Here is a 24235-nt window from a genome sequence, read left to right on the forward strand (position 1 = left end):
TAGTTCGTTTTTAAAAATAAAAAAGTCCGTTTCTGGACTGCACCCAAAAGTTTGGACAAATTTATAATTAATTTTGATAATAATGAGCTCGGTATTTTATCGGGCTCATTTTGTTTAAATTTGATTTAATCCTTTCATTATTATAATACAATATATACTCTTTGATTTCTTGTTTTAACTGATTTATCGAATTAAATTTTTTAAGATAAAATAATTCAGATTTTAGAATTCCAAAGAAGTTTTCAATGATAGCATTGTCTAAGCAATTTCCTTTTCTTGACATACTTTGTTTAATTCCTTTTTCTTTTAATAATTGTTGATATTGTCGCATTTGATAATGCCATCCTTGATCAGAATGTAAGGTTAAGCTCGTGTTGTTTGGTATTGTTTTAAAAGCTTTTTCTAACATCACTTTTACTTGTGCAAACACAGGTCGTTCCTTCAATTCGTAGCTAATTATCTCTTGATTAAATAAATCAATAATTGGTGATAAATATAATTTTTTGCCTGAGACATTAAATTCGGTAATATCGGTTGCCCATTTTTGGTTAGGTGCTGCTGCTTTAAAATTTCTGTTTAACAAATTAGGAGCTATTTTTCCTTGTTCTCCTTTGTATGATTTGTATTTTTTAACTCTAATAACACTTTTTAATCCTAAAGATTTCATTAGTCTTAAAATTGTTTTATGATTAATTATTACTCCTTGATTGTTGAGTTCGTCTGTAATTCTTCTATAGCCGTAACGGCCTTTATGTTTGTGGTAAATACGTTTTATAAACTCTTTGATTTCAAGATATTTATCAATCGATTTACTTCGTTTTTCATAATAATAAAAACTACTCCGTGCCATATTTGTTTGATTCAAAAGTAAATTTAAATCGTACTTATGCCTTAATTCCATTATGGCTTGCGCTTTTTGGCTTGCTCTTCGGCTTGAATTAAGGCCTGGAACTTTTTTAGTAAATCATTCTCGCAACGAAGAAACTCTATTTCTTGTAATAGCTTTTCTTCTTTAGTTAATGGTTTATCAGACTTACGTTTTTTACGTTTAAAATCACTCATCTTCTTGGGTCTACCTCTTGGTTTTTGTTTTAATCCTTCAAAACCAAAGTTAATAAAATCTCTTTTCCATTTTACTATAATTGCTGCATCAGGTATGTCAAATTTTACACAACAATCTCGAAGCGATAAAGATTCTTTCTGAATGTACTGCAATATCTTAAATTTAAAATCAGAACTATAACTACGGTTCTTTCTCGGTACTAAACCATTTTCACCATAGTGATTATAGAATCTCACCCATTTTTCAACATTTGACTTACTAACCCCTTTTTTATTACCTACAGATTCACAAGAATAATGCTCGTTGATAACTAATTCTACACATTCAAGTTTAAATGCATAATCATACTTGACTTTTCTTTCCATAAAAATACCCCCAAATAGTGTCTAACTTTTTGGGGGCAGTGTATTTCTTGATAGAAACGGACTTTTTTACTTTACTGTGATACGACTTTGGCGTTGAATTTTTCATAATAAAAGAATATTTGTAATTTACAAAATCGAGCTTACCAACCAAAAATCTAAATTTTCTTAATGCTTTAATGGTGAAAGAAACTATTTAAAACTGTGAATTTAAGTTTGAAATTTTATAGTGTAAGAATAATAAACGGTTCAAGTGGCTTACTCTTTCACGTTTACTCTAATTCCTTTGGTATGGCTCGAAAATTCAGGAGCATACATACTTTGAATAGTAGTTATTCCATTCGAAAAATCACCTTTGTTGTTAACTCGAATATCATATTCTAGAACATAAGTCCCTTTATTTATTTTATCGAAAAAGAAGTGTGTAGCGACATCTTTGGTACTTTTGTAAAATCCCAATCCACTTTTGTATTCATAACCCGAAAGTACATCAATAGGTTCAAAACAAGAAGCTCTCATGTCTTTGAGATGTACAAATTCCATATCTTCTTTGGTTGAAATGATCAATCGCACAGTCACCAAGTCGCCTATTTTCAAAGTATTTGTCGCACTAATTTTTTGCAGTTTGTCACCTTTATCAGTTGCTTTTTTGAGGTACAACTCTTTGCTAACAGATAGGCTCGCGTTGGAGTTGCTTTTTATATTGTCTAAATCTTCAAAATACTGCCAATAGACTCCGCCATAACCCGGTACTTTCGATTTGTTTTCGATGGCAATCGTTGCCATGTCTTTTTTGATTTCGTCGGCTTTCCAGTTAATTTTTAAATATCCTGTTTCGGCCTCTTTTTCGTTTGTAGCTAGTTTTTTAGAGATGATTTTTTCGTTACCAATAGTTATTATAGTATTGTCTTTTACACTCAACCAATCGTTGCCTTGCAGTAACAACGCATAAACGGCCTCTGTAGTTGCTTTGGTTGTAGGCCAATTTTTGGTTTGTTTGTTTTTGAGTAACCAAACTTTCATAGCGTCTATTGATTTTGTGTCGTTGGCTACTTCATCAAAGGCTTCAATCAATAACGCTTGTGTTTCTATTGGCACTTGATACCAATACCAACCCGACTTATTTTCTATCCAATACATGCCCCAATCTTCGTTGTTCGATGCGGTTTCTTTCAGGCTAGTAATAATTTTTTTGGCAGTTTCCTTGTCTCCAAATCGGTTAAGTGCCAATGCTGCCATTCCTTTTTCGTATAAGGAATACGTAAGCCAATCTTTTTTGACTACTTCAAGAAGCGATTGTGTTGCTTTTTGATGTTCTGCAGAAAGTGTGTGTTTTTTTAAATAAAAACTACGAGTGTACAAATAGTGCAAATCGGAATACGGATTATACCAAATTAATTTTTCGTTTTCTTTTAGATTTTTGGTTCGCGATTTAAAAAGCGTCATAAATTTTGAATCTATAAACGGTATACCGTTTTTGGCAATGGTTGCAACTCTATTGCCTGTGATTTCATCGGTACTCAGTTTGCTAAGATGTCCCAAACCAGCAAGAATATGTCTAGTGATGTATTCGTTTTCGTCGCTGCCGTCAAACCAAGGAAAACCACCTGAAGGTTTTTGTTTTTGTTGTAATTTACTAAAAATGGTTTCTTGTGAACTCTTCATTTTTTCTAAATCAAAAAGAGTGGCCAAGTGCTGTTTCTTTTCGTCTTCACTTTTAGCATCGTTAACCCAAGGTGTTTCTGCCAGAAGGATGGATTTTAATTCTTCGTTTTCTTCGAGTTTTGAATTTAGTTTTCCGTTTTTTCGCCAAGATTCAAATACAGTAGCGATTTTCGGATTGCTATTGATAATGGTTGTCGCCAAAGCATTGGCATAAAAACGCGCAAAGGTTTGTTCTGCACATTCATGCTCGTATTCCATTAAATACGGCAAAGATTGGATTGCCAACCATGTCGGATTTGAAGTGTATTCGAAAGTAAATTGATGATTACGAAGCGAGGTAGAAGTATTGTTTTTTAGGTTTTCAAAAGTGTATTCCTTGGTCGAATTGTCACGCACCCAAATTGGTCTGCTCTCGGTCACCAACATTGAATTGGTCAATACTGGAATTGCATTTTCTTCACCATCTGAGTAATTACCAGCTTTTGCCACCACTTTGTATTGTACGCCCTGCAATCCCTCGGGGATGAAGATTTTCCAACTCACTGTTGTATTTCCCATTGCATCAATGGTGAAGTTTTGGGTTGTTTTTATGTTCATCATTTTCCTGTCAACGGCTTGCATGGTGGTTGCGTCAAAAAGTTGCAAAACAGCTAGTCCTGTTTTTGGATCTTTGGTCATGTTGTTGATTTTGGTGGTTATGGTAATGCTGTCCTTTTCTCTAAAAAATCTAGGAAAGTTAGGTACTACCATCAACTCTTTTTGAGTAATGACATTTTGTTCCATATAACCCGAAACTGCATCTTTATTGTGTGCCAACAAACGCAATTTCCAAGCAGTCAAAGCTTCAGGTGAAGTGAAATTAAAACTTAGATTTCCTTTTGAATCTGTTTTTAAATGCGGAAAAAAGAAGGCTGTTTCAGAGAGATTGGTTCTTGTTTTTACTTGCGATAATGCGGCTAGTCCTTTTTTGGTTGTTATGAAGATGACTCCGTTCTCTCCTTGTTTGCCATATGATGCTTGTATGTTTTTGTCTTTAAGAATTGAAATATCAAGAATACTGGTTGGGTTGAGTGTTTTTACATTTTCGGGTGACATAATATCACCATCAACAACATATAGTGGGGGATTACTATTGGTGGAATTTGTACCGCGAATTGAAATATCCATTCCTACCGTTTTACCTGCGAGTGCCATTTCAATTCCAGCTGTGTTATAAATCGTATTGTCCTCTTGGGTTTTTACAGAACCAAGTAGTTTTGATCTTTCTACTTTTTGATACCCAACTACAACTACCTCTTCTAATAAATCTCCACTTTCTTCCAAAATGATGTGCATTTCCTTTTCGGTAATTTTTTGTTCTTTGTTTTTAAAACCTAAATAGCTAAAAGTGAGTATGTCACCTTTGTTAGCTTCTATTTGGTAATAGCCATCAAATTCTGAAATAGTGGCTTTGTCAGTTCCTTTTATAGAAATTGTAACACCAGAAATTGGACCGTTTTTTTTTGAAACTACACCATAAACCATCTTAGATACTGGAGGTTTAGGGCTCATTTTTGCCAGTTGTTTTTGATACTCTCTTAATGTGTAAATATTGTTTTTGTCATTAAAATTAAATCCAAACCACATTAATTTAGCACCTTGATTTTCGTTTTCTAAAGAGATGAAGTTTAAAAAAGTATTTAAATGATTCATATTAGAATAGATTTTTTGGAATCCCAAAGTGGTGAATTCATTAGAACGGTAATAACTATTTTCATGAAAACTTAAATTACTCCAACCTTCTTTTGTAAACTGATCTAATGATTGATCATACATGGACGCTAGAACTTCTGACTCTAATTTGGTTTTGGAAGAAGAGAGTTTAAAAGACCAATTTTCTGATTTGCCTGGTTCGAGTTTGTTTCTAAATGAAGTGATTTCAAAATTTAGTTTTGGCTCTTCTTTTTCGAGAATAACATTTAAATCTTGTTTGAATATTGTGTTTTCAAAGATACTTGTGAAAGTAATTTTTAGTTCATTTTCAAATTCTTTTGGAATTGGAAAAGTTATAATTCTTTCATTATTTTTTAAAGACACAGCGGGGTTGTTAATAACCCAATTTTTGTAATACGTCTGTACTTTAATATAAATTTCGGGAACAATAGTGCGGATTTTCACCTTTACAAAACCATCTTTTTTAGGATTTGTGTTTAATTGTTCTACGGTAAAAAGCTCATTTGGTTTGGTCGTGACACTACTTTGTTTAAGTTGAAAATCAGAAACGTTTTCTATTAGATTGTTGTATTTATCGGTTGCAGAGTAAACTACTTTGTATTTTCCTGATGGATAATTTTGCATAAAATCTAAGGAAAATTCTTTGTTTTTTGCTGTGTTTACTTTAGTAGAATAAACCAATTCACCTAATGTATTGCTAGTTGTTGGTTTTTGATTTTGTTCATAAGGAAACAATCTTTCAAATTCTGATTCTGAAATTGTTTCGATTTCGGGTTTGTTCCAAACTCTTGGTTTGAATTTAGTATCTGTTTTTTGGACACAATAAAACTTAAGTTCTCCTTCTGCAGGTTCAAAAATATCGTTGAGGTTGGTGCTTTCTAGTTTTATAGTGTTTTTGTCTTTGGTTTCTACAGTTTTTGGTAATACTGCTTTTAGTTTTAGAGCATGATAACCCACATTGGTTATCAATTGTTCAATAGAACGAGTTTCTCCATTTAAATCTGTTACCGAGGTTTTAACACGATAACCAAAAATCGGTAACTCCTTAATTTTGGCCTCGGGATCTGGTTTTGCAATAAAGTCAATAGCAAAATTTCCCTTAGCGTCTGTTTTTGTTTCAGCTTGTGTAATGATTTGCGATTTGTAATTCCTGTTTACATATTGCCCTCCGTAATACTGCATGAATGTTTCTCGAGTTATTGTGTAGCTAACTTTTGCATCTGCAATAGCAGCTCCTGAGAAAGAAGAGGCTTTGCCCGTGACGTCAATTTCTTGGTTCACAGCGTATGTTTTAGTTATGGGGTCTACTTTGATTTCAAATTTTGGTCTTTTGTACTCTTCGACTTTAAATCCTAGTCTAGAATATTCAAATCGTGTATCTTTCCAAAATAAATCTTGTTTTGAGTTTATTGCTTCAATCATAAAACTTCCTGTCAAACCAGTAGTTGGTATGATAAATTCACCTGAGAATGAACCAAATTCATTGGTAGTTGCCTCAAATTCTTTTATAATTTTGTTTGAAGCATCTTTAATGTTGATTTTTAAAATAGCATTGGGAACGACATTCGATTCGGTATCCTTTTTTTGAAAAGCTATTCCTTTGTAATACACCGTTTGTCCAGGGCGGTAAATGGCTCGATCCAAAAAGAATTCAACTTTGCTTCTTACTATTGATGTAGCGTTTTTATCAAATTCATTAGTTAGGCGAACAAAATTCTTGTTTGTTTGAATGGTATCTGTATCTGTAGTTATTTCAATTGGCGAATAATCATGTCTGTTATTAAGCAATTTTCGTTTAAAAACAGCAACACCGTCAGCTCCTGTTGTCAAGTTAAAATCTTTTGATTTCAGGGTTGCATTTGCTATTGGTTGTCCTGTTTTTCGATTTACGACTGTATAAAATTCAGTATCATCATTCGCATTGACCAAAACAGAAAGATTTGAAACCGTTATCAATTCTTGAGCAAATCCTTTGTTGTCTTTTATTTCTGAATCGCTTTCGAAATAAACAAAGTAACTTCCCGTTTCCATTTGAGGCAAAAGCAATTCTGTGGTGTATTCAAAATAGTCTTTATTATTAGGTAAATCATAATTTTTGGTCACCAATGGCTTGGTGTTATTTATTATTTTGTATGCTATGCTATCTTTTTTATCTTGGGAGATTTGATATTTCGTAAGAATGCTATTGTTTATTTTAAAGTACGAAATACTAAGTTTAGAGGCATTTTTATACCTAATCAAAGCTCTGGTATTTTGATTTGGATAAATATATTTTTCAAGCTGAACGGTTATGTTTTTTAGATTCAGTTGGTGTTTTTTTTGATATGCTTGTTTGTAGGCATTTGAACGATTTTTTATAGAAAGAATACTGTCCAGTAATTTTATTCCTTTTATGTTATAGTCTGGATGCGTTTCTTTGGAAGCATTTTTAATGTAAATTGATGCTTTTTCTAATTGTATTTTTTGGATTTGAATTGTGTCTTTTGTCTTTTTTTGCAATAAATTATAAGTTTTCAAAAGATCTTCGTCTGATTTGACGAGGTAGTCATTGCAAAACTGAATGCGCTCGAATTGGTTCTCAAAGGTAGGATTGTCTTGTTCTAATTTTTGATAATAAGAAAGGAGTTTTTCGAGTTCGATATTTTCAATAAAATCAAGATTTAGTTTTGTGAATTCGTTAGCGCTTCCTAAAAGTTCTTTTGTATAGTTCTCAAATTTTTCAGAATCAAATTGATAGGTGTTAATTTTAGATTTGTAGAAAGCAATATTTTCTTTTAATAAAAAATTGAACAGACTATTATTTTTATTTTCCTGTGAAGGAGTAAAGTCAAAAAGGATTTTATAGTCGTTTAAATTTATTTTTTTTAAGGAGGTTTCGTTTGCAATACTTTTGTTAAAGGCCAGTTCTATTTGTTTTTCTAATGTGCTGTTTGACCAAGTTAAAAAGCTACTGACTTGTGTGTTTGTTTTTGTATTTGTAGTTCTTCGATAGCGATTGTTATTGTAATATTCATTCAAACATTTGGCATAAATCAAATTCAAAATCGCTTTTGCTGGAGTAGATGCATTATCTATTTCTGTTTTTAGATTTGCGATAATTTTGGATTGAGCATCTTCTTCTAAAGTTTGCAGATACTTTGATTTGTAGAAAAAAGTTTTGATTATTTCTGGTTCGTTATTTTTAGAAGCTGCTTTTTGATAAATCCCATCCACAATAGCGTCTGCTGATTTTATTTTACCTTCTTTTTCGAGTGCTACAACAGCATCCCATTTTTTATCAAAATTTTGTCCCAAGAGACTATTGAAAATAAATAGAAATACCAATATTATTTTTTTCATGACAAAACCGTTTTTTAGATATAGAGCTTATAATTAGATAAAAGGAGGGGAGAGATTTGAAATTATTTTAAAGTTTTAAAAGTAAGGTTTTTATTAATATTGTTGCAAAAAAAAACTCATCGTCAGAAAATAATTTCTGATAATGAGTTTTTAATGGAGAGGAGTGTGATTTTACTTCTTATACGTATCAAACAAATATTCCAAGGTTTCAGGAATGTTATTGGCTTGCATTTTTGGATAAACAATATCCATATTGAGCCAGTTTTCTATGATTTGTTCAAAATCATTTCCTACTTCGTATAAAACAGGAACTCCTAATTTCTTTAAAGCAGCGGCATTGCATTCTTGTTCGTAATGATCTTTGATGGGTATAGATAATATTTTTTTTCCAAGGTATAAAGCTTCGGCGGGGGTTTCAAATCCGCCACCAGTGATGATACCGTCACATGAAATCAAGCTCTTGTTGAATTTTTTTTGATTGACGGGGAAGTAAGTGATGTTGTTAATAATATGTTCTTTTTCAACGCTGTCTAGAAACCAATGAAATTGTACGTCAGGAACTGATTTAAAAGCTTTTTCAAGGCAATCTTTGTCAAAGGAAGGAAGGTAAACCGAGATATGGCCGAGATTTTTGGGTATAGAATTGACAATCTCATCTTTTATGATAGGAGGACGAATAAATGAATCGTAATTCTCAAAATGCAAGCCTAAATTTTGAGGGGCTGGAGCATAATTCTTAAAAATAAACTCACCCATTGCACTTCTCTTTTCCGGTCTTGGTGTTTTGGCAGAAATGAAACTTGCTTGATGTCCAAATTGCACCGAATGGACTTTTTGCATCCTGCAAGCCAAAGCAGTAACCGAATCAAAATCATTAATCACAACATCATAATCATTAAGAGGTAAGCTGTCGGCATCCTTGTAGATTTGTCTAGGCTTGATGTTTTTTGCAATATTCCAGTAATGTAGTCCGCCACATTTGCTATAATACAAACTACAGCCTTTACTTTTAAATTTTACTGGTAAATCAATGTTTAAGCTGGCATTATTTCCGCTTAAGAAAAAATCTACTTCTCCAAATTTTTTCAAATAAGGATAAAGTTGAGTGGCTCTACTGATGTGTCCATTGCCAGTAGCTTGGATGGCATAAAATATTTTCATTTAGTTTTGATAATAGAAGCTAAAAAGGAACCTTTCGATTATGAATTTAGTTTCTAAATTGATTGTACTAATGTAATGGCTAATTGTTAGGGTAAGGTTTTTTAAAGTTTTTTTTACTGTTATGTTTTGGACGTTAATTTATCATTGGGGTTCGTAAAAAAATAACAATAGGTGTAATTTTTTCTTTATTTTTGAAGAATGAAATGGATTTTATTTTTACTATTCCCTGTGCTGCTATTTTCTCAATCCAATTATGAGAAGGCTAAAAGTGCTTTTGATAAAGAAACTACCGAGAAATTAAGATTGAAATATGAATCAATTTTAAAAACAGATCCTAATAATCTCAAAGCATTAGAAGAGTTAGGCGATGTTGCTGGTTTAAACAAGTTGTGGGACAAAGCCTTGGCTTATTACGGGAGACTTAAAAGCTTGAAGCCAAATGAGGCAGACTATCATTATAAATACGGAGGGACACTAGGAATGAAAGCTCTTGAAGTAAATAAATTCAAAGCTTTGGGGATGATTGGTGATATTAAAGATTCTTTTGAAAAAGCTATAGCTTTAGATTCAAAACACATTGAAGCCAGATGGGCTTTGATTGAATTATATTTGAAATTACCTGCTTTGATTGGCGGTAGTGAATCAAAAGCCATCGTATATTCGAATCAATTACTGACTATTTCTCAAGTGGACGGCTATCTGTCTAGGGGGCATATCGAAGAATATTATAACCGTTTTAAATCAGCCGAACAATATTACAAAAAAGCTATTGAAGTAGGAGGGTCTAAGCACAGTTATCAACTTTTGGCAGATCTCTACAAAAACAAAATGGGTGCACCTGATAAAGCACGTACTATTTTAGAAGAATATAAGGGGAAAAATTCTTTGAATTAATTTTAGAAAAATTCCAATTGAATATAAAAAGTAAAACAACTAAATGAGAACACATTTTATTGCCATTGGAGGTAGTGCAATGCACAATCTGGCTTTGGCTCTTCATAATAAAGGATATCAAGTTACAGGTAGTGATGACGCTATTTTTGAACCTTCTAAGTCACGTTTGGAAAAAAAAGGTATTCTTCCTGCCGAATTAGGCTGGTTTACTGAGAAAATAACAGAAGATATTGAAGCTGTAATTTTAGGAATGCATGCCAAGGCTGATAATCCTGAGTTACTAAAAGCACAAGAATTAGGTCTGAAAATTTATTCGTATCCTGAATTTTTATACGAACAATCCAAAAACAAAACCCGAGTGGTTATTGGTGGTTCTCATGGGAAAACAACCATTACTTCGATGATTTTGCATGTGATGCATTATCATAATATTGAAGTGGATTATATGGTGGGAGCCCAATTAGAAGGTTTTGATACCATGGTACACCTAACTGAAGAAAATGATTTTATGGTATTGGAAGGTGATGAATACCTGTCTTCGCCTATAGATAGACGTCCTAAATTCCATTTGTACCAACCTAATATTGCACTTATTTCAGGAATCGCTTGGGATCATATCAATGTGTTTCCAACTTATGAAAATTATGTAGAACAGTTCGAGATTTTTATTGGTAAAATAACCAATGGAGGGATTTTAGTCTACAATGAAAATGATTCAGAAGTAAAACGTGTAGCGGAAGCGGCAACAAATCCAATTCGTAAATTAGGATATTCCACTCCAAATTACAAAGTGGAAAATGGAACCACTTTACTAGAAACTCCAGAAGGCGATATGCCAATCGAAGTTTTTGGTGCACATAATTTAAATAATTTGGCTGGTGCCAAATGGATATGCCAAAACATGGGCGTTGATGAAGCAGATTTTTACGAAGCGATTGCTAGTTTCAAAGGAGCTTCTAAACGTTTGGAAAAAATAGCTGAGGGTAAAAACAAAGTAGCATATAAAGATTTTGCTCATTCGCCAAGTAAAGTAGCGGCTACTACCAAAGCTGTTAAGGAACAATATCCTGATAGAACACTTGTGGCTTGTTTGGAACTTCATACGTACAGTAGCTTGAATGCTGAATTTTTAAAAGAATACGAAGGTGCATTGGAACATGCTGATCAGGCTGTGGTATTTTATTCTCCTGATGCGGTTAAAATAAAACAATTGGAAGAAGTGTCCTATGAGCAAATTGCGATGGCATTTAATCGTAAAGATTTGATTATATATACTAATCCAGTAGCATTCAAAGAGTATTTGTTTGGACTAAATTTGGACAATTCTGCTTTATTGTTAATGAGTTCAGGTAATTACGGTGGTTTGAATTTTGATGAGATCAAAGGATTGATGGAATAATTTGTAAGATTTTTGCAAATAAAAACAAAACCTATTTTAAAAATCAGTAGTTTTATATTAGCGTGCTAAATATATTACTACTGATTTTTTAAGTTATGGAAAACAATCATTTTTCTATTAAACAATGGGCTGAGGACGATAAACCTCGTGAGAAATTAATGCTCAAAGGAAAAAATGCTTTAAGTGATGCAGAATTAATCGCTATCCTCATAGGATCAGGAAGCAGGAATGAATCGGCAGTTGAATTGAGCAAGCGGATTTTAAATACTGTTGATGGGAATTTAAATGCATTGGGAAAAATGTCTTTGCCCCAACTAATCGAGTTCAAGGGAATTGGTGAGGCCAAAGCGATTTCGATTATAGCCGCTTTAGAATTAGGTCGTAGGCGGAGAGCAGAGGAAGCGGTGGAATTGATTAAGATAACTTCAAGCAAATTGGTTTTTGAACTCATGCAACCCATCATTGGCGAATTGCCACACGAGGAATTTTGGATTTTGTATTTGAATAATTCGAATAAGATTATTTCCAAAAGGCAATTGAGTATCGGAGGAATCACGGGAACTATGGTTGATGTACGTTTGGTGTTTAAAAATGCACTTGAACTTGGGGCTGTTTCATTAATTTTGTGTCACAATCATCCCTCTGGAACTTTAATTCCGAGCTGAAGCCGATAAAAGTATTACTCGAAAGCTAAAAATCGCTGGAGACAGCTTAGAGATAAAAGTTTTGGATCATTTGATTGTTACCGAGAATAATTACTTTAGCTTTGTAGATGAAGGCATATTTTAATTAATAATGAGAGGAAATACGATTACAGACGTTTTTTTTGATTTGGATCACACCCTTTGGGATTTTGATAAAAATTCGGCTTTGGCTTTTGAGCGTATTTTGGGACATAGTCATCCATCGGTAGAATTGAATGCTTTCATAGAGGCCTATATTCCGATCAACCAATCTTGTTGGAAGTTGTTTCAATATAATAAAATAAGTCACGACGAATTGCGTTATAATCGTTTGAAGTATTCGTTTGATGCGTTGAATTATTCCATCTCGGATCAAGAGATAGACCGTATATCTGAACAGTATATCGAAATACTACCCGAAAACAATCATCTTTTTGATGGTACTTTTGAGATTTTGGACTATTTAAAATCAAAGTACAAGTTGCACATCATTACCAATGGGTTTGCAGAGGTCCAATACAAGAAAATGCACAATGCACAATTGACAGCTTATTTCACCACAATAACAAATTCAGAAATGGCAGGGGTCAAGAAACCAAATCCGGTTATTTTTGAATACGCTTTGAATTTAGCGAAAGCCAAAAAAGAAACGAGTATTATGATTGGGGATTCATTAGATGCTGATGTACAAGGCGCTTTGGATATTGGTCTAGATGCCATCTATTTTAACGAAACAATTTCTGAAAATAGTGCACATTTCAAGCAGATAACACATTTGCTAGAATTAAAACAATACTTATAATTAACACTAACTGCACGTTTTTTTAATCAAACAATCGTTCAGTTTATAAATTTCAACAGATGAGAATAAAAATAATCTTAGCTTTTTTTTTAATTACAAATGCATTGATAGCGCAATCCGTTAATGACTATGCTGCTGTAATTGTACCTATTAAATTTAGTTTTCAAAATGAAGAAAACGAATACAGGCTATCTACTATTACGAAATATAATTTGGAACAAGCTGGTTTTGTGGTATTTTATTCAAATGTAAATTTTTCAAATGAATATCCTGATAGATGTAGTGTTCTAAATATTGACGTTGTTAAAGATTCTGGTTTTTTGACTACCAAATTATATGTGGAGTTTAAGGACTGTTTCGGAAAAGTAATTTACACTTCGGAAACAGGTAAAAGCAAAGAAAAAGAATTTGGAACGGCTTACAAAGAGGCACTTAACAATGCTTTTGAATCTATTTATAAATTAGAATATAAATACAACGGTTCTACGGCAGTCAAAACACAACCAGCAACTGCAAAAGTGGAAACGGTGAAGGAAAATGGAAATAATGCTCCAGTTTCATCTGTAGTTTCATCAGTTAATGCAGAATTACTATATGCACAACCTACCGAGAACGGTTTTCAATTAATTGATAAAACACCAAAAGTGGTGATGAAATTAATGAAAACAGGAACTCCAAATTCATTTATAGCGTTTAAAGGTGAGCTTCAAGGTGTTTTAAACATGAAAGACAATCAGTGGGTTTTTGATTCGTATCAAAATGGAGTTTTAGTTTCTGAAGTCCTATTGATAAAGTTTTAATTTTTTAAATTTTCACATTTCGATCTTATAATACCATCAAAACATATAAAATCCGGCCATTTCATAACGTTAAGATAATGAAATGGTCTTTTTTTTTTTAGAAGAAACTCTTGTGTGTAGTTTGGAGGAGCTGCTTTAGGTTATTCCAATATCGAATAAGGCAATTTTTTTCAAATCAATTTTTAACGAAAAGATTCAGTCGAATAAATGCTGCTAAATTGGATGTGTATAATTCAATTTTGATACTGCTTTTAGAATTACAATGATTGTCAAAGCAGTACCATATCTGAATCATAACGGTATTTTTGAATGACTCATAAATGATTTGAAGAGGAACACTTTTAAGTCTGTTGTTAGGCAACCCATTTTCTTTTTATGTGTTGGAGCATGTGTACTGATGCTATAATTTCAGAAAAAGAACTACAGAGGTTTATGATGATTTAATATTTCAATGAAAATTTCTAATAGTAATTTTGTAATTCAATACAACTATTTGAGGATAATTTTTTGTAAATAAATTTTCTCAAAAAAGCGTTTTTTAAATTAACAAAACAATAGACTCGTCCGATTTTTATCTTATTTTTGCTAAAATTTAAGAAATTTTTATGACATTAAAATCGCTTATTACGCCAAGGTTTAGCCTGTTAAAGCACGTTCTATCGTTATTACTTTTGACGTTAATTCCAAAATTAAATGCACAATGTGCAGGGAATGATAATTCTATTACCGTTTGTGATGTTTCAAATGAAACAAGTAAATCTGTAAATCTTTTTAGTTTACTGGGATCTTCAGCAATTACTGGAGGAGTCTGGATTGATAATTTAAAGACAGGAGGTTTGAATACTTCTTCTGGAGTGCTAAATGTTCAAGCTATCCGTAATAGTGGTGTTTTTACCTATACCTATATGGTGAATAAAGGAGGGTGTGTGGATTCCTCAATAGTTACTGTGACGGTGGGAGGCTATACAGGAGTAACGAGTTCTAATGTGACTGTCTGCGGAGATGATGATAGTTTTAATTTATTTCAAGCATTTGATGGAAATTTTCTTCGACCACAATTTGGAGGTGTTTGGACAGATAATAGTGGAACGGGAGCTTTAAGTGGAAGTTATTTTGATGCTACTAGAGTCCCTTATGAGCAAATTTATTCTTTTACCTATACGATTCCTGCAATTGGAACTTGTGCGCAACAATCAGCTACGGTTTTTGTTAAAACAAAAAAGCCAGCGATACCAGGTAGTTCATTAGCTTTGTTGTTGTGTAACACGGATGATTTGTCATTATATAAAAGCCTTGATTTAGATACTAGATTATCTGGTCAAGATGCTGGTGGACTTTGGTCAGAATCAGGTACGGGTCAGCTGTCAGGAATCTTAGACACAACAATTGATGTACAAGATATTTATAATAGATTTGGAGCAGGAACTTATAATTTTACTTATACTGTGATTCCTGAAAGTCCTGTATGTGAACCCAAAACGACTGTTTTTACTATAATTATTGAAGATCGTCTTGACTTTACGGGTTCTAAATTAGAGGTAAATTCGGATATATGTGAAAATGATTTACCAATTGCTTCTTATCAAGCGGTTTTGAACAGAGGAATTATGAGTATTCCAAATGGGAGTTACGTAGTGTCCTATAAAGTAGATACAGGCACATCAACAAATTCGTACACAACCCTCGGTTTGTTTTCTGGAGGGATTTTGACTTTTAATATAGATAAAACAAGTATAACTAAAGCTGCTGATTATACCGTTAGTATTTCAAATATATACAAAGAAAATAGTTTAAGACTTTGTACGAATATTATAGGCTCTATCATAGATGTACTTCATGTAAATCCCATCCCTAAAATTAATAATGCTACAGTAGCGGTTTCTTCAGCTTGTAAAGGTTTTGATATTCCTGTTGTTATTTCGGGAAATACAAATTTATCAGATGGGGATTATACTATTATTTATGGTTTGTCTGGAACAAATACCATTGCAAATCAAACGGCTACAATCAATGTTATAGGAGGAGTGGGGTCTTTTTTAATTCCGTCCAATATTTTACCTAGTATAGGAAATACAACTCTTTCGATTACAAGAATAACAAATGTTGTTACTGGTTGTACAAATACGGTTAGTTTGAATAAAGTGTTCGATATAAAACCCTTGCCAGATGTTTCGACTCTCAAAATAAGTATTCCTTCTATTTGTAAAGAGGCAATGGTGAATGTAAGTTTATCAGGTTTAGGAACATTGACAAATATTAATGTTGTTTACAAAATTAGTGGAGCAAATGTTATAACTAATGAATCAATAGATTTAGCGGTCTCATCTGGAAACACGTCATTTACGATTCCAGCATCTTCATTAAACACTATTGGGGACAATGTTTTTACTATAAATTCTTTAGTAGATAATACTAATGGATGTCAAGCAATTGTTGTTAATGCGATGGCTAATTTTAGTGTTTTTAATTTACCTGTTACACCCACATCCAATAGTTTTTCTGTTTGTAAAATTGATAATCCGGCTATTGGAGATTTAAGTCCTAATGGAAATCAGTTTCAATGGTTTGATTCGGCTACAAGTACAACTCCATTAGTGTCAACTACTCCTTTAATTTCGGGAACTTATTATGTGAAAGAAGTAAATCTTACTACGGGTTGTCAATCAAGTTTGGCAACAATTAATGTTGTCGTTCATGAAGTAGCGAAACCAATTTTAAATCCAAATGGTGAAAAGTTTTGTGGTATCGATAAACCTACGATTCAAGAATTGACAAATAATGTGACTTATTTAGATCAATTGGTTTGGTATGATGCTCCAATTAATGGAAATCAAGTTGTAGCAACTGAATTATTAAAGGAAGGTACTACTTATTATGGGTATAATTACTCATCAAGTAAAAGCTGTTTTTCTGAAGTTTTGGAAGTAACCGTTAGTTTAGCAAATTGTGAAATTGTGGGGGATATTTTTATTCCAGATGGTTTTTCGCCAAATGGTGATGGCATAAATGACACTTTTAGAATCAAAAATATATCCTTTATTTATCCAGATTTTAGCTTAGAGATTTTCAATCGTTATGGAAATCTGATGTTCAAAGGAGATAGGAATAAACCAGAGTGGGATGGCAATAATTCCGATTATAAAGTAGGAATAGAAGGAACTGCTCCAAATGGCGTTTATTTCTATGTCGTTAAATTCAATAAAGGAACTATAGCTCCTAAGCAAGGTAAACTTTATCTAAACAGATAATTAGAACTTCATTATTTTATAAATATTTTCAAATGAAAAAAACAATATTAATTGTAAGTTTTTTATTTTTTATAATAACTATCAATGCCCAACAAGACCCACAGTATACTCATTATATGTATAATATGAATGTGGTCAATCCTGCTTATGCTACAGGAAGTCAGTCATTGTTGAATTTAGGGATGCTTTACCGTTCTCAATGGAATGATATTGAAGGAGCTCCTAAAACTATGACCGTTTTTGGACACATGCCCGTTAATAAAAAAGTAGAGTTGGGTTTCTCTTTGATTTCTGATAACATTGGTTCGGGAGCCAAAAAAGAAGATAATTTTTATGCTGATTTTGCTTATGTATTGGATTTGAATAACAACCATAAATTATCGTTAGGACTAAAAGTGGGAGTAACCACTCTTAAAACTAATTTTGATGGTTTTATGTTTGATAGTGGTGATACTTCTACTGATCCTGCTTTTGCACAAAATAATAATATCATAAAACCTAATGTAGGTATTGGAGCTTATTATTTTACTGATACTTACTATGTGGGATTGTCAGTTCCTAATTTATTAGCCTCAAAACATCTTGAAAAGAAAGAAGGCCTAAAGGCATTTGGATCTGAAAACACTCATGCTTTTTTGACGGCAGGCTATGTTTTAACACTATCGAATTTATGGAAATTGAAACCCGCTTTCATGACTAAATATGTTAAAGGAGCACCAGTTACTTTAGATTTGTCTGCAAATGTTTTGTATAATAATCAATTTGAGTTGGGTGCAGCTTATCGAATAGGTGATGCAGTGAGCGCATTGATGGGAATAAGAGTTTTGCCAAGTGTGAGAGTAGGTTATTCTTATGATTATACCTTGTCAAATCTTAGTCAATATAATTCAGGAACACATGAAATATTCGTATTGTTTGATTTGGATTTGCTCAAGAAAGGATTTGATAAGTCGCCGAGATTTTTCTAAAACTTAAAGAAACAAAAAGCATATAATTAGAATGACCGCCGGTAAATAAATTTCGCATTTATGAAAAAAATAATATTATTGCTAATTGTATTTTCAGTACAATTGATTAACGCACAAGGGCAAGATCAAGAAAGAGCCAAACGCTTTTTTGAAAGAACATATTATAGCGAAGCTATCTCATTGTATGAAAGTATAGCCAAGCAAAATAATTCATTAGAGGTGTTGAGGAATCTTGCGGATTCCTATTATTTTATTAATGATTATGTCAATGCTCAAATTCATTACCGAATGTTGCTTTCGAAATATGGTAAGGAAGTTGGACAAGAATATTATTTTAGATATGCTCAAATGTTAAAAGCTTCTGGGAATTATGACGAAGCTAATAAAATTATGAGACATTATTGGAGTAGTCAAAATGATAAAGTAGCTCTTTTAAATTTAGAAAAAGAAATCAAACAACTCGAAAATATCTCGGCTATTGGTGATCGTTATGAAATCAAAAATTTAGCTATAAATACGGATAAATCAGAGTTTGGAGCAGTTAAGTTGGGGCAAAATTTAATTTTTTCAAGGGTTTCAAAAACAAATTTATTTGATAAAAAATTCAAATGGAATAACGAAGGTTATCTGGATGTTTTGGAAATCCCTCTAGATAATTTAAATAGAAAAGACTCCATTGCCAAATCATTTTCGAAAGATATAAATACCTCTTTACATGAGTCTAATGCTGTTTTTACCAAAGACGGAAAAACGGTTTATTTTACCCGAAATAATTATAAAAACGGGAAACGAGGAAAGAATAAAGACAAAGTTTCTAATCTTCAAATTTTTAGAGCTGAATTCCTAGATGGGAAATGGTCAAATATTAAATCGCTACCATTTAATAGTGAAGATTTTTCAGTAGAACATCCTGCTTTGAGTCCTGATGAGAAAACCTTGTATTTTGCCTCTGATATGCCAGGAACATTAGGCTCTTTTGATATTTTTAGTGTCCAAATTCTAGGGGCAGATTATGGAGACCCTGTTAATCTAGGAAGTACAATCAATACGAATAGAAAAGAGCAATTTCCTTTTGTATCCAATGATAATAAATTGTACTATTCATCCAATGGATTGCCAGGTTATGGCTCATTAGATGTTTTCGTTTCTCAAATAAGTGGAAATGGATTTTCTAGTCCAATTAATGTAGGGCTTCCAGTGAATTCTGGCTATGATGATTTTTGTTTTACTATTGATTCTGATACTCGTCAAGGCTATTTTTCTTCTAATAGAAAAAACGGAAAAGGCAGTGATGATATTTATGAGTTAAAAGAAATCAAACCATTAATTGTTGAAGATTGTTCTCAATTTATTACAGGTGTAGTAACTGATTTTGACACAAAATTACCTTTTGATCAAGCTGTGGTTCTTTTGCAAAATTCTGATAAAGTGGAGTTAGAGAAAGTACTAACAACTGCTGATGGAGCATTTCATTTTATTGTTCCTTGTGAAGCTTCTTATGTAGTTTTGGCGTCAAAAGAGGGGTTTACTAATGATTATCGAGCTTTGAAATTAAATAAAGAAAGAAAGAAAGTAAATGATGCTTCTATGTCATTGCGTTCTTTGGATGTTGTTAAAAAGGAGAATCAAGCCATTATTGCTGAAAAACAAGCACAAGCACAAGCGCGTCTTGAGAGACAAAAAAGAGATAAAGAAGTAGCCGAAAAAAGAGCGGTTCAAGAAGCTGAGATTAAGAAAAAAGAAAAAGTAGCCAATATTATCGCCGCCGAAAAAGATGTGGTTAAGGATAAAGATCGATTGATCATTAAAACAGATCCTATTTATTTTGATTATGATTTATGGTACATTCGAAAGGAATCAAAGCCAATTTTAAACAGAGTGGTGGACTTGATGAAAAAGTATCCCGAAATGGTGATAGAAATCGGTTCGCATACGGATAATCGAGGGAATGATAAATACAATTTGAATTTATCGGCCAATCGTGCTAATTCAACAAGAGATTATTTTTTACAACAAGGCATTGATAAAAATAGAATTTTTGCCAAAGGTTATGGGGAAACAGTTCAAATCGTCAAATGTCAACCCGAAGAATCTTGCTCTGAGGAGCAACATGAATTAAATAGAAGAAGTGAATTTGTGATCAAGAATTTGTAAAATATAATGCTAAAACAGAAAAGCTCCCAAAATTGAATTTGGGAGCTTTTCTGTTTTTTAGTTATTTTTAAATTAATAGCAAGTCAGTTTTTTCAAATCTGCTACTGTAGCTATTGGATCAGCTGCGCCAAAAACGTAGCTTCCAGCTACCAATACATCAGCGCCAGCTTCTGCTAATTGTTTTGCGTTTTTATTGGTAACTCCACCGTCAATTTCGATAATCGTTGAAGCTCCTTTTTTGTTGATTAAAGCTTTTAGTTTTCTTACTTTGTCATAAGTGTTTTCGATAAACGATTGTCCTCCAAAACCCGGATTCACACTCATGATACAAACTAGGTCGATATCATTAATGACGTCTTCCAGCAAGTCAACGTTCGTATGAGGGTTCAAGGCTACTCCTGCCTTCATCCCTTCCGCTTTAATAGCTTGTAATGTTCTATGCAAATGCGTACAAGCTTCTAAATGTACCGTAAGAACGTCTGCTCCTAGTTTTTTGAAAGTCGAAATGTATCGATCTGGATCAACAATCATCAAATGTACGTCGATTGTTTTGGTGGCATGTCTTTTGATTGCCTCTAGAACTGGCATTCCAAAAGAAATATTTGGAACAAATACACCATCCATAATGTCAATGTGAAACCAATCAGCCTCACTGCTATTAATCATTTTAATGTCTCGTTCTAAGTTGGCAAAATCAGCAGCTAATACTGATGGAGCAATAAGTGTGTTTTTCATTCTAGTTGTCTATGGTGATTTTTTGCAAAGTTACAAAAAAAAACTCCAGCGTTAAACTGGAGTTTCAAGGTGGCTAATACGGAGATTAACCTAGGTATGTTTTTAAAATTTTACTTCTAGAAGTATGTTTTAATCTTCGGATTGCTTTTTCTTTAATCTGACGTACACGCTCACGTGTTAAGTCAAAAGTTTCTCCAATTTCTTCTAGAGTCATTGGGTGTTGGTCACCAAGACCAAAATACAAACGAACTACATCAGCCTCACGTGGAGTTAATGTTTCAAGAGAACGCTCAATTTCGGTACGTAATGATTCGTGGATTAACTCTCTATCAGGGTTTGGAGACTCACCAGAACGTAAAACGTCATAAAGGTTAGAATCTTCACCTTCAACAAGAGGCGCATCCATTGATAAGTGACGACCAGAGTTTTTCATAGACTCCTTAACATCATTTACCGTCATGTCAAGTTCCTTAGCAATTTCCTCAGCAGATGGTGGGCGCTCATTAGATTGCTCTAATAAAGCATACATCTTGTTGATTTTATTGATAGAACCAATTTTGTTTAATGGCAAACGAACGATACGTGATTGTTCAGCCAAAGCTTGTAGGATCGATTGACGAATCCACCAAACAGCATACGAGATAAATTTAAAACCACGAGTTTCATCAAAACGTTGTGCCGCTTTAATCAAACCTAAGTTTCCTTCGTTAATCAAATCGGGAAGGGTTAGACCTTGGTTTTGGTACTGTTTTGCTACCGAAACTACGAAACGTAAATTGGCTTTTGTCAATTTTTCTAAAGCACGTTGGTCACCCGCTTTAATGCGTTGTGCTAATTCAACTTCTTCGTCAGCAGTAATAAGATCAACTTTACCTATTTCTTGTAAATATTTGTCTAATGATGCGGTTTCACGATTGGTAACCTGTTTGGTAATTTTTAGTTGTCTCATGTGTTTATCTCCTCAAATTTAAATGTGTACGTGTAGTTATACGTATAGAGTTCTATAAAAGTTACAATCGAGAGAGATAAATTTTAATATTTTTTGTTATTTGAGTCTAATAGTTTAATTTTTAGAGTATTAACAAAATTAGTTGTAAATTTAAAGTGACTTACTGCAATAGTTAGTGTCTAAATAAATACAAAATTTGGAAAGTTTAAATAATATTCAGCGATATAACAATCTATCAGATGAGGAATTGGTTTTGCTTATAAGTAAGATCAAGGATACGGTTGTGTTTGGTTATCTCTATGACAGATATGAGCATCTGGTTTTCAACAAATGTTATGGCTTTGTGCATAGCATAGACGAAGCCAAAGATTTGACTCAGGATGTATTTTTGCATGTATTTATTAAACTTTCATCTTTTAAAGGGAAATCTCGTTTTTCAACTTGGCTGTATTCCGTTACCTATAATTTTTGTGTTAATTATTTAAATAGAGATAAGGAACGTAAAATGGCAAGTCAATCTAAAAGTATCGATAAAGAATACAATTTAGCAATTGAGATCAGTGATTATAATTTGTACCAATTGCAAATCAAGAAAATCAAAAAAGCTATGGACGAAATACCGCCCGAAGATAAAATTGTTTTACAAATGAAATACCAAGACGATGCCTCCATTAAGGAACTGCAAGAGGTGATGTCCTTGTCTGAAAGTGCTGTAAAAATGAGAATTTCTAGAGCAAAAGTAAAATTAGTAGAAGCGTATAATAGATTAGAGTAGTAATCATGGAAGATGGAAATCCATTTAAAAGTATAAGTGTGTCAGATCAAGAAGTGCCTAAGGATTTGAGAGAAAAAGTAATGGATGATGTAAATACAATTAAATTATTATTAGAATTGGCAGACTTATTTTCATTGAACTATGCCAATATAATTGAGGGAATGTTTAAAACTAAAAATAGGAATATAGATAAGAATACTGATACCTAAATAACTTAGTACATCATGATAATAGTTGCTCAGATTCAAAAAGACGCTTTTGTAACTTTAAACTCTTTGTTCGATAGAATGGGTGAAGGTTTGATGAATTTTTTGTTCGCTTTGTTGGTGTTGTTAATAGGATGGGTGATAGCAACTGTCGTCCATTATCTGTTAGAAAAAGCATTGAAAATAGCCAATATTGATAAGCTTACAGCTAAGCTGACCAGTTTAGAGCTTTTTGGTAAGTCTAATATTAAATTTTCGGTTTCCAATATTATACTTGGGTTTGTACGCTGGATTTTAATGTTGATATTTTTGATAATTGCTGCAGACGTCATGAAATGGAATGTCATTTCTATTGAGATTAGTAACCTATTGCGGTATTTACCTAAATTATTTAGCGCCTTAGTGCTTCTTATGATTGGTTTGTATATTGCCAATTTTGTCCGAAAAGCAATCTATGCATTGTTTAATTCTTTGGATTTTAGTGGTGCTAAGATTATTAGTTCTCTCGTTTTTTACGGAATTGTAGCTTTAGTAGCCATTACGGCATTAAATCAGGCGGGTGTCGATACTGGGTTAATTACCAGTAATATAACCCTTATTTTTGGTGCTTTCTTATTAACGTTTGCATTGGCTTTTGGACTTGGTTCAAAAGAGGTGATACAAGGTTTACTATTGACTTTTTATGCTAGAAAAAATTATACAGTTGGAGATGTGATTAAATTGAAAACGATGGAGGGCCAAATTGTGGCTATTGATAATGTGAGTATGACACTAAAAACCGAAACGGGGAAATTTATTATTCCGATAAAAGAAGTTGTAGAGAATATTGTTGAGGTAAAAAAGGCCTGATTTTTATAGCTTTTGTGGCTGTAGTAAATTTTTAATATGAAATCGGTGACTTTTTTTAATACTTGGTGTCTAAACTGTATAACCTAAAACTATTTATTATGGAACAATCTAAAATTGATGCAATAGAGAGTAACTTTCATAAACTGGAAGATATTAAGAATTCATGTGAGAGTTTAATTCAAAAAATAGGACAATTACAAGTTGATTTGTTTAATAATCCCGATGCTAAATTGGAAAAATTCTTAGGAAAGCTAAACGGTGCGTTAAGCGGATCACATGGAGAAATTGTTGAAGTGACTTCGACCTATGAAACTGAAATTTATATGCCTGCAAAAGGAATGGAGACATTCAACTCTGCGCAAGAAGAAATGGAAGAAAATGAAAAAGACAACTCTTAGTCTAATGGATATAACTAAAGTGTGACTTCATAATCTATAATATAAAAACGGCTGTCTAGGCAAGACAGCCGT

General features: G+C 32.8%; 17 protein-coding genes and 1 pseudogene. 12 read left to right on the forward strand and 6 right to left on the reverse strand.

What is annotated here, in order from left to right; translation table 11 throughout:
- Window positions 1–67: 67 nt before the first annotated feature.
- The 4 genes from ACNH59_RS08345 to ACNH59_RS08360 all read right to left on the reverse strand — a co-directional run bounded on the left by ACNH59_RS08345 (window position 68) and on the right by ACNH59_RS08360 (window position 9303).
- Window positions 68–901, reverse strand: coding sequence for an IS3 family transposase (locus tag ACNH59_RS08345; protein ID WP_418262091.1), 834 nt, complete (start codon window positions 899–901; stop codon window positions 68–70).
- On the reverse strand, window positions 901–1428 hold the full coding sequence (locus ACNH59_RS08350) for a helix-turn-helix domain-containing protein (RefSeq protein ID WP_418262092.1): 528 nt from the start codon (window positions 1426–1428) through the stop codon (window positions 901–903). The genes ACNH59_RS08345 and ACNH59_RS08350 overlap by 1 nt, the downstream gene beginning before the upstream one ends.
- 255 nt (window positions 1429–1683) lie before the next feature.
- Window positions 1684–8142: an MG2 domain-containing protein gene (locus tag ACNH59_RS08355; RefSeq protein ID WP_418262093.1), complete on the reverse strand. Its 6459-nt coding sequence runs from the start codon at window positions 8140–8142 to the stop codon at window positions 1684–1686.
- 171 nt (window positions 8143–8313) lie between these two features.
- Window positions 8314–9303, reverse strand: a complete 990-nt coding sequence (locus ACNH59_RS08360) for a glycosyltransferase family protein (RefSeq protein WP_418262094.1) — start codon at window positions 9301–9303, stop codon at window positions 8314–8316.
- Window positions 9304–9501: 198 nt separating this feature from the next.
- Here ACNH59_RS08360 and ACNH59_RS08365 point away from each other — a divergent pair, with 198 nt between their 5' ends.
- The 8 genes and pseudogenes from ACNH59_RS08365 to ACNH59_RS08400 all read left to right on the forward strand — a co-directional run bounded on the left by ACNH59_RS08365 (window position 9502) and on the right by ACNH59_RS08400 (window position 20251).
- On the forward strand, window positions 9502–10197 hold the full coding sequence (locus ACNH59_RS08365) for a tetratricopeptide repeat protein (RefSeq protein ID WP_418262095.1): 696 nt from the start codon (window positions 9502–9504) through the stop codon (window positions 10195–10197).
- A 43-nt stretch (window positions 10198–10240) separates the two neighbouring features.
- On the forward strand, window positions 10241–11596 hold the full coding sequence (locus ACNH59_RS08370; protein ID WP_418262096.1) for a UDP-N-acetylmuramate--L-alanine ligase: 1356 nt from the start codon (window positions 10241–10243) through the stop codon (window positions 11594–11596).
- 95 nt (window positions 11597–11691) lie between these two features.
- Window positions 11692–12385: pseudogene (gene radC, locus ACNH59_RS08375) on the forward strand (RadC family protein).
- A 6-nt stretch (window positions 12386–12391) separates the two neighbouring features.
- Window positions 12392–13081, forward strand: coding sequence for a YjjG family noncanonical pyrimidine nucleotidase (locus ACNH59_RS08380; protein ID WP_418262097.1), 690 nt, complete (start codon window positions 12392–12394; stop codon window positions 13079–13081).
- Window positions 13082–13140: 59 nt separating this feature from the next.
- Window positions 13141–13881 (forward strand): hypothetical protein, encoded by a 741-nt coding sequence (locus tag ACNH59_RS08385; RefSeq protein ID WP_418262098.1) that lies wholly within the window; start codon window positions 13141–13143, stop codon window positions 13879–13881.
- Window positions 13882–14486: 605 nt separating this feature from the next.
- The gene (locus tag ACNH59_RS08390; RefSeq protein WP_418262099.1) at window positions 14487–17129 is read left to right on the forward strand and encodes a gliding motility-associated C-terminal domain-containing protein; all 2643 of its coding nucleotides are present in this window, start codon (window positions 14487–14489) and stop codon (window positions 17127–17129) included.
- Between the two features lie 32 nt (window positions 17130–17161).
- Window positions 17162–18097 carry a type IX secretion system membrane protein PorP/SprF gene (locus ACNH59_RS08395; protein ID WP_418262100.1) on the forward strand — a complete coding sequence of 312 codons (936 nt, stop codon included), beginning with the start codon at window positions 17162–17164 and terminating at the stop codon, window positions 18095–18097.
- 60 nt (window positions 18098–18157) lie between these two features.
- Window positions 18158–20251: an OmpA family protein gene (locus ACNH59_RS08400; protein ID WP_418262101.1), complete on the forward strand. Its 2094-nt coding sequence runs from the start codon at window positions 18158–18160 to the stop codon at window positions 20249–20251.
- A gap of 72 nt (window positions 20252–20323) precedes the next feature.
- Here the strand turns inward: ACNH59_RS08400 and rpe are convergent, their stop codons facing one another.
- Window positions 20324–20986: a ribulose-phosphate 3-epimerase gene (gene rpe, locus ACNH59_RS08405; protein ID WP_418262102.1), complete on the reverse strand. Its 663-nt coding sequence runs from the start codon at window positions 20984–20986 to the stop codon at window positions 20324–20326.
- 85 nt (window positions 20987–21071) lie between these two features.
- Window positions 21072–21935 (reverse strand): sigma-70 family RNA polymerase sigma factor, encoded by an 864-nt coding sequence (locus ACNH59_RS08410; RefSeq protein WP_007804760.1) that lies wholly within the window; start codon window positions 21933–21935, stop codon window positions 21072–21074.
- Between the two features lie 196 nt (window positions 21936–22131).
- Here ACNH59_RS08410 and ACNH59_RS08415 point away from each other — a divergent pair, with 196 nt between their 5' ends.
- The 4 genes from ACNH59_RS08415 (at window position 22132) to ACNH59_RS08430 (ending at window position 24163) form a co-directional block, all read left to right on the forward strand.
- The gene (locus ACNH59_RS08415) at window positions 22132–22710 is read left to right on the forward strand and encodes an RNA polymerase sigma factor (RefSeq protein ID WP_418262103.1); all 579 of its coding nucleotides are present in this window, start codon (window positions 22132–22134) and stop codon (window positions 22708–22710) included.
- A 5-nt stretch (window positions 22711–22715) separates the two neighbouring features.
- A complete protein-coding gene (locus tag ACNH59_RS08420; RefSeq protein WP_418262104.1) occupies window positions 22716–22919 on the forward strand; it encodes a hypothetical protein in 204 nt (67 codons plus the stop codon).
- Window positions 22920–22934: 15 nt separating this feature from the next.
- On the forward strand, window positions 22935–23765 hold the full coding sequence (locus tag ACNH59_RS08425; RefSeq protein WP_418262105.1) for a mechanosensitive ion channel family protein: 831 nt from the start codon (window positions 22935–22937) through the stop codon (window positions 23763–23765).
- A gap of 98 nt (window positions 23766–23863) precedes the next feature.
- On the forward strand, window positions 23864–24163 hold the full coding sequence (locus ACNH59_RS08430) for a hypothetical protein (protein WP_418262106.1): 300 nt from the start codon (window positions 23864–23866) through the stop codon (window positions 24161–24163).
- Window positions 24164–24235: the final 72 nt, after the last annotated feature.

The sequence above is a fragment of the Flavobacterium faecale genome (assembly GCF_048320115.1).
In the GTDB taxonomy this organism is placed as follows: Bacteria; Bacteroidota; Bacteroidia; order Flavobacteriales; family Flavobacteriaceae; genus Flavobacterium; species Flavobacterium faecale_A.

Bases quoted from the DNA above. Each gene is read 5' to 3' on its own strand.
- ACNH59_RS08410 (WP_007804760.1), bottom strand. From the start codon at position 21,935: ATGAGACAACTAAAAATTACCAAACAGGTTACCAATCGTGAAACCGCA.
- ACNH59_RS08430 (WP_418262106.1), top strand. From the start codon at position 23,864: ATGGAACAATCTAAAATTGATGCAATAGAGAGTAACTTTCATAAACTG.
- ACNH59_RS08360 (WP_418262094.1), bottom strand. From the start codon at position 9,303: ATGAAAATATTTTATGCCATCCAAGCTACTGGCAATGGACACATCAGT.
- ACNH59_RS08425 (WP_418262105.1), top strand. From the start codon at position 22,935: ATGATAATAGTTGCTCAGATTCAAAAAGACGCTTTTGTAACTTTAAAC.
- ACNH59_RS08420 (WP_418262104.1), top strand. From the start codon at position 22,716: ATGGAAGATGGAAATCCATTTAAAAGTATAAGTGTGTCAGATCAAGAA.
- ACNH59_RS08385 (WP_418262098.1), top strand. From the start codon at position 13,141: ATGAGAATAAAAATAATCTTAGCTTTTTTTTTAATTACAAATGCATTG.
- rpe (WP_418262102.1), bottom strand. From the start codon at position 20,986: ATGAAAAACACACTTATTGCTCCATCAGTATTAGCTGCTGATTTTGCC.
- ACNH59_RS08355 (WP_418262093.1), bottom strand. From the start codon at position 8,142: ATGAAAAAAATAATATTGGTATTTCTATTTATTTTCAATAGTCTCTTG.
- ACNH59_RS08390 (WP_418262099.1), top strand. From the start codon at position 14,487: ATGACATTAAAATCGCTTATTACGCCAAGGTTTAGCCTGTTAAAGCAC.
- ACNH59_RS08350 (WP_418262092.1), bottom strand. From the start codon at position 1,428: ATGGAAAGAAAAGTCAAGTATGATTATGCATTTAAACTTGAATGTGTA.
- ACNH59_RS08370 (WP_418262096.1), top strand. From the start codon at position 10,241: ATGAGAACACATTTTATTGCCATTGGAGGTAGTGCAATGCACAATCTG.
- ACNH59_RS08380 (WP_418262097.1), top strand. From the start codon at position 12,392: ATGAGAGGAAATACGATTACAGACGTTTTTTTTGATTTGGATCACACC.
- ACNH59_RS08345 (WP_418262091.1), bottom strand. From the start codon at position 901: ATGGAATTAAGGCATAAGTACGATTTAAATTTACTTTTGAATCAAACA.
- ACNH59_RS08395 (WP_418262100.1), top strand. From the start codon at position 17,162: ATGAAAAAAACAATATTAATTGTAAGTTTTTTATTTTTTATAATAACT.
- ACNH59_RS08400 (WP_418262101.1), top strand. From the start codon at position 18,158: ATGAAAAAAATAATATTATTGCTAATTGTATTTTCAGTACAATTGATT.
- ACNH59_RS08365 (WP_418262095.1), top strand. From the start codon at position 9,502: ATGAAATGGATTTTATTTTTACTATTCCCTGTGCTGCTATTTTCTCAA.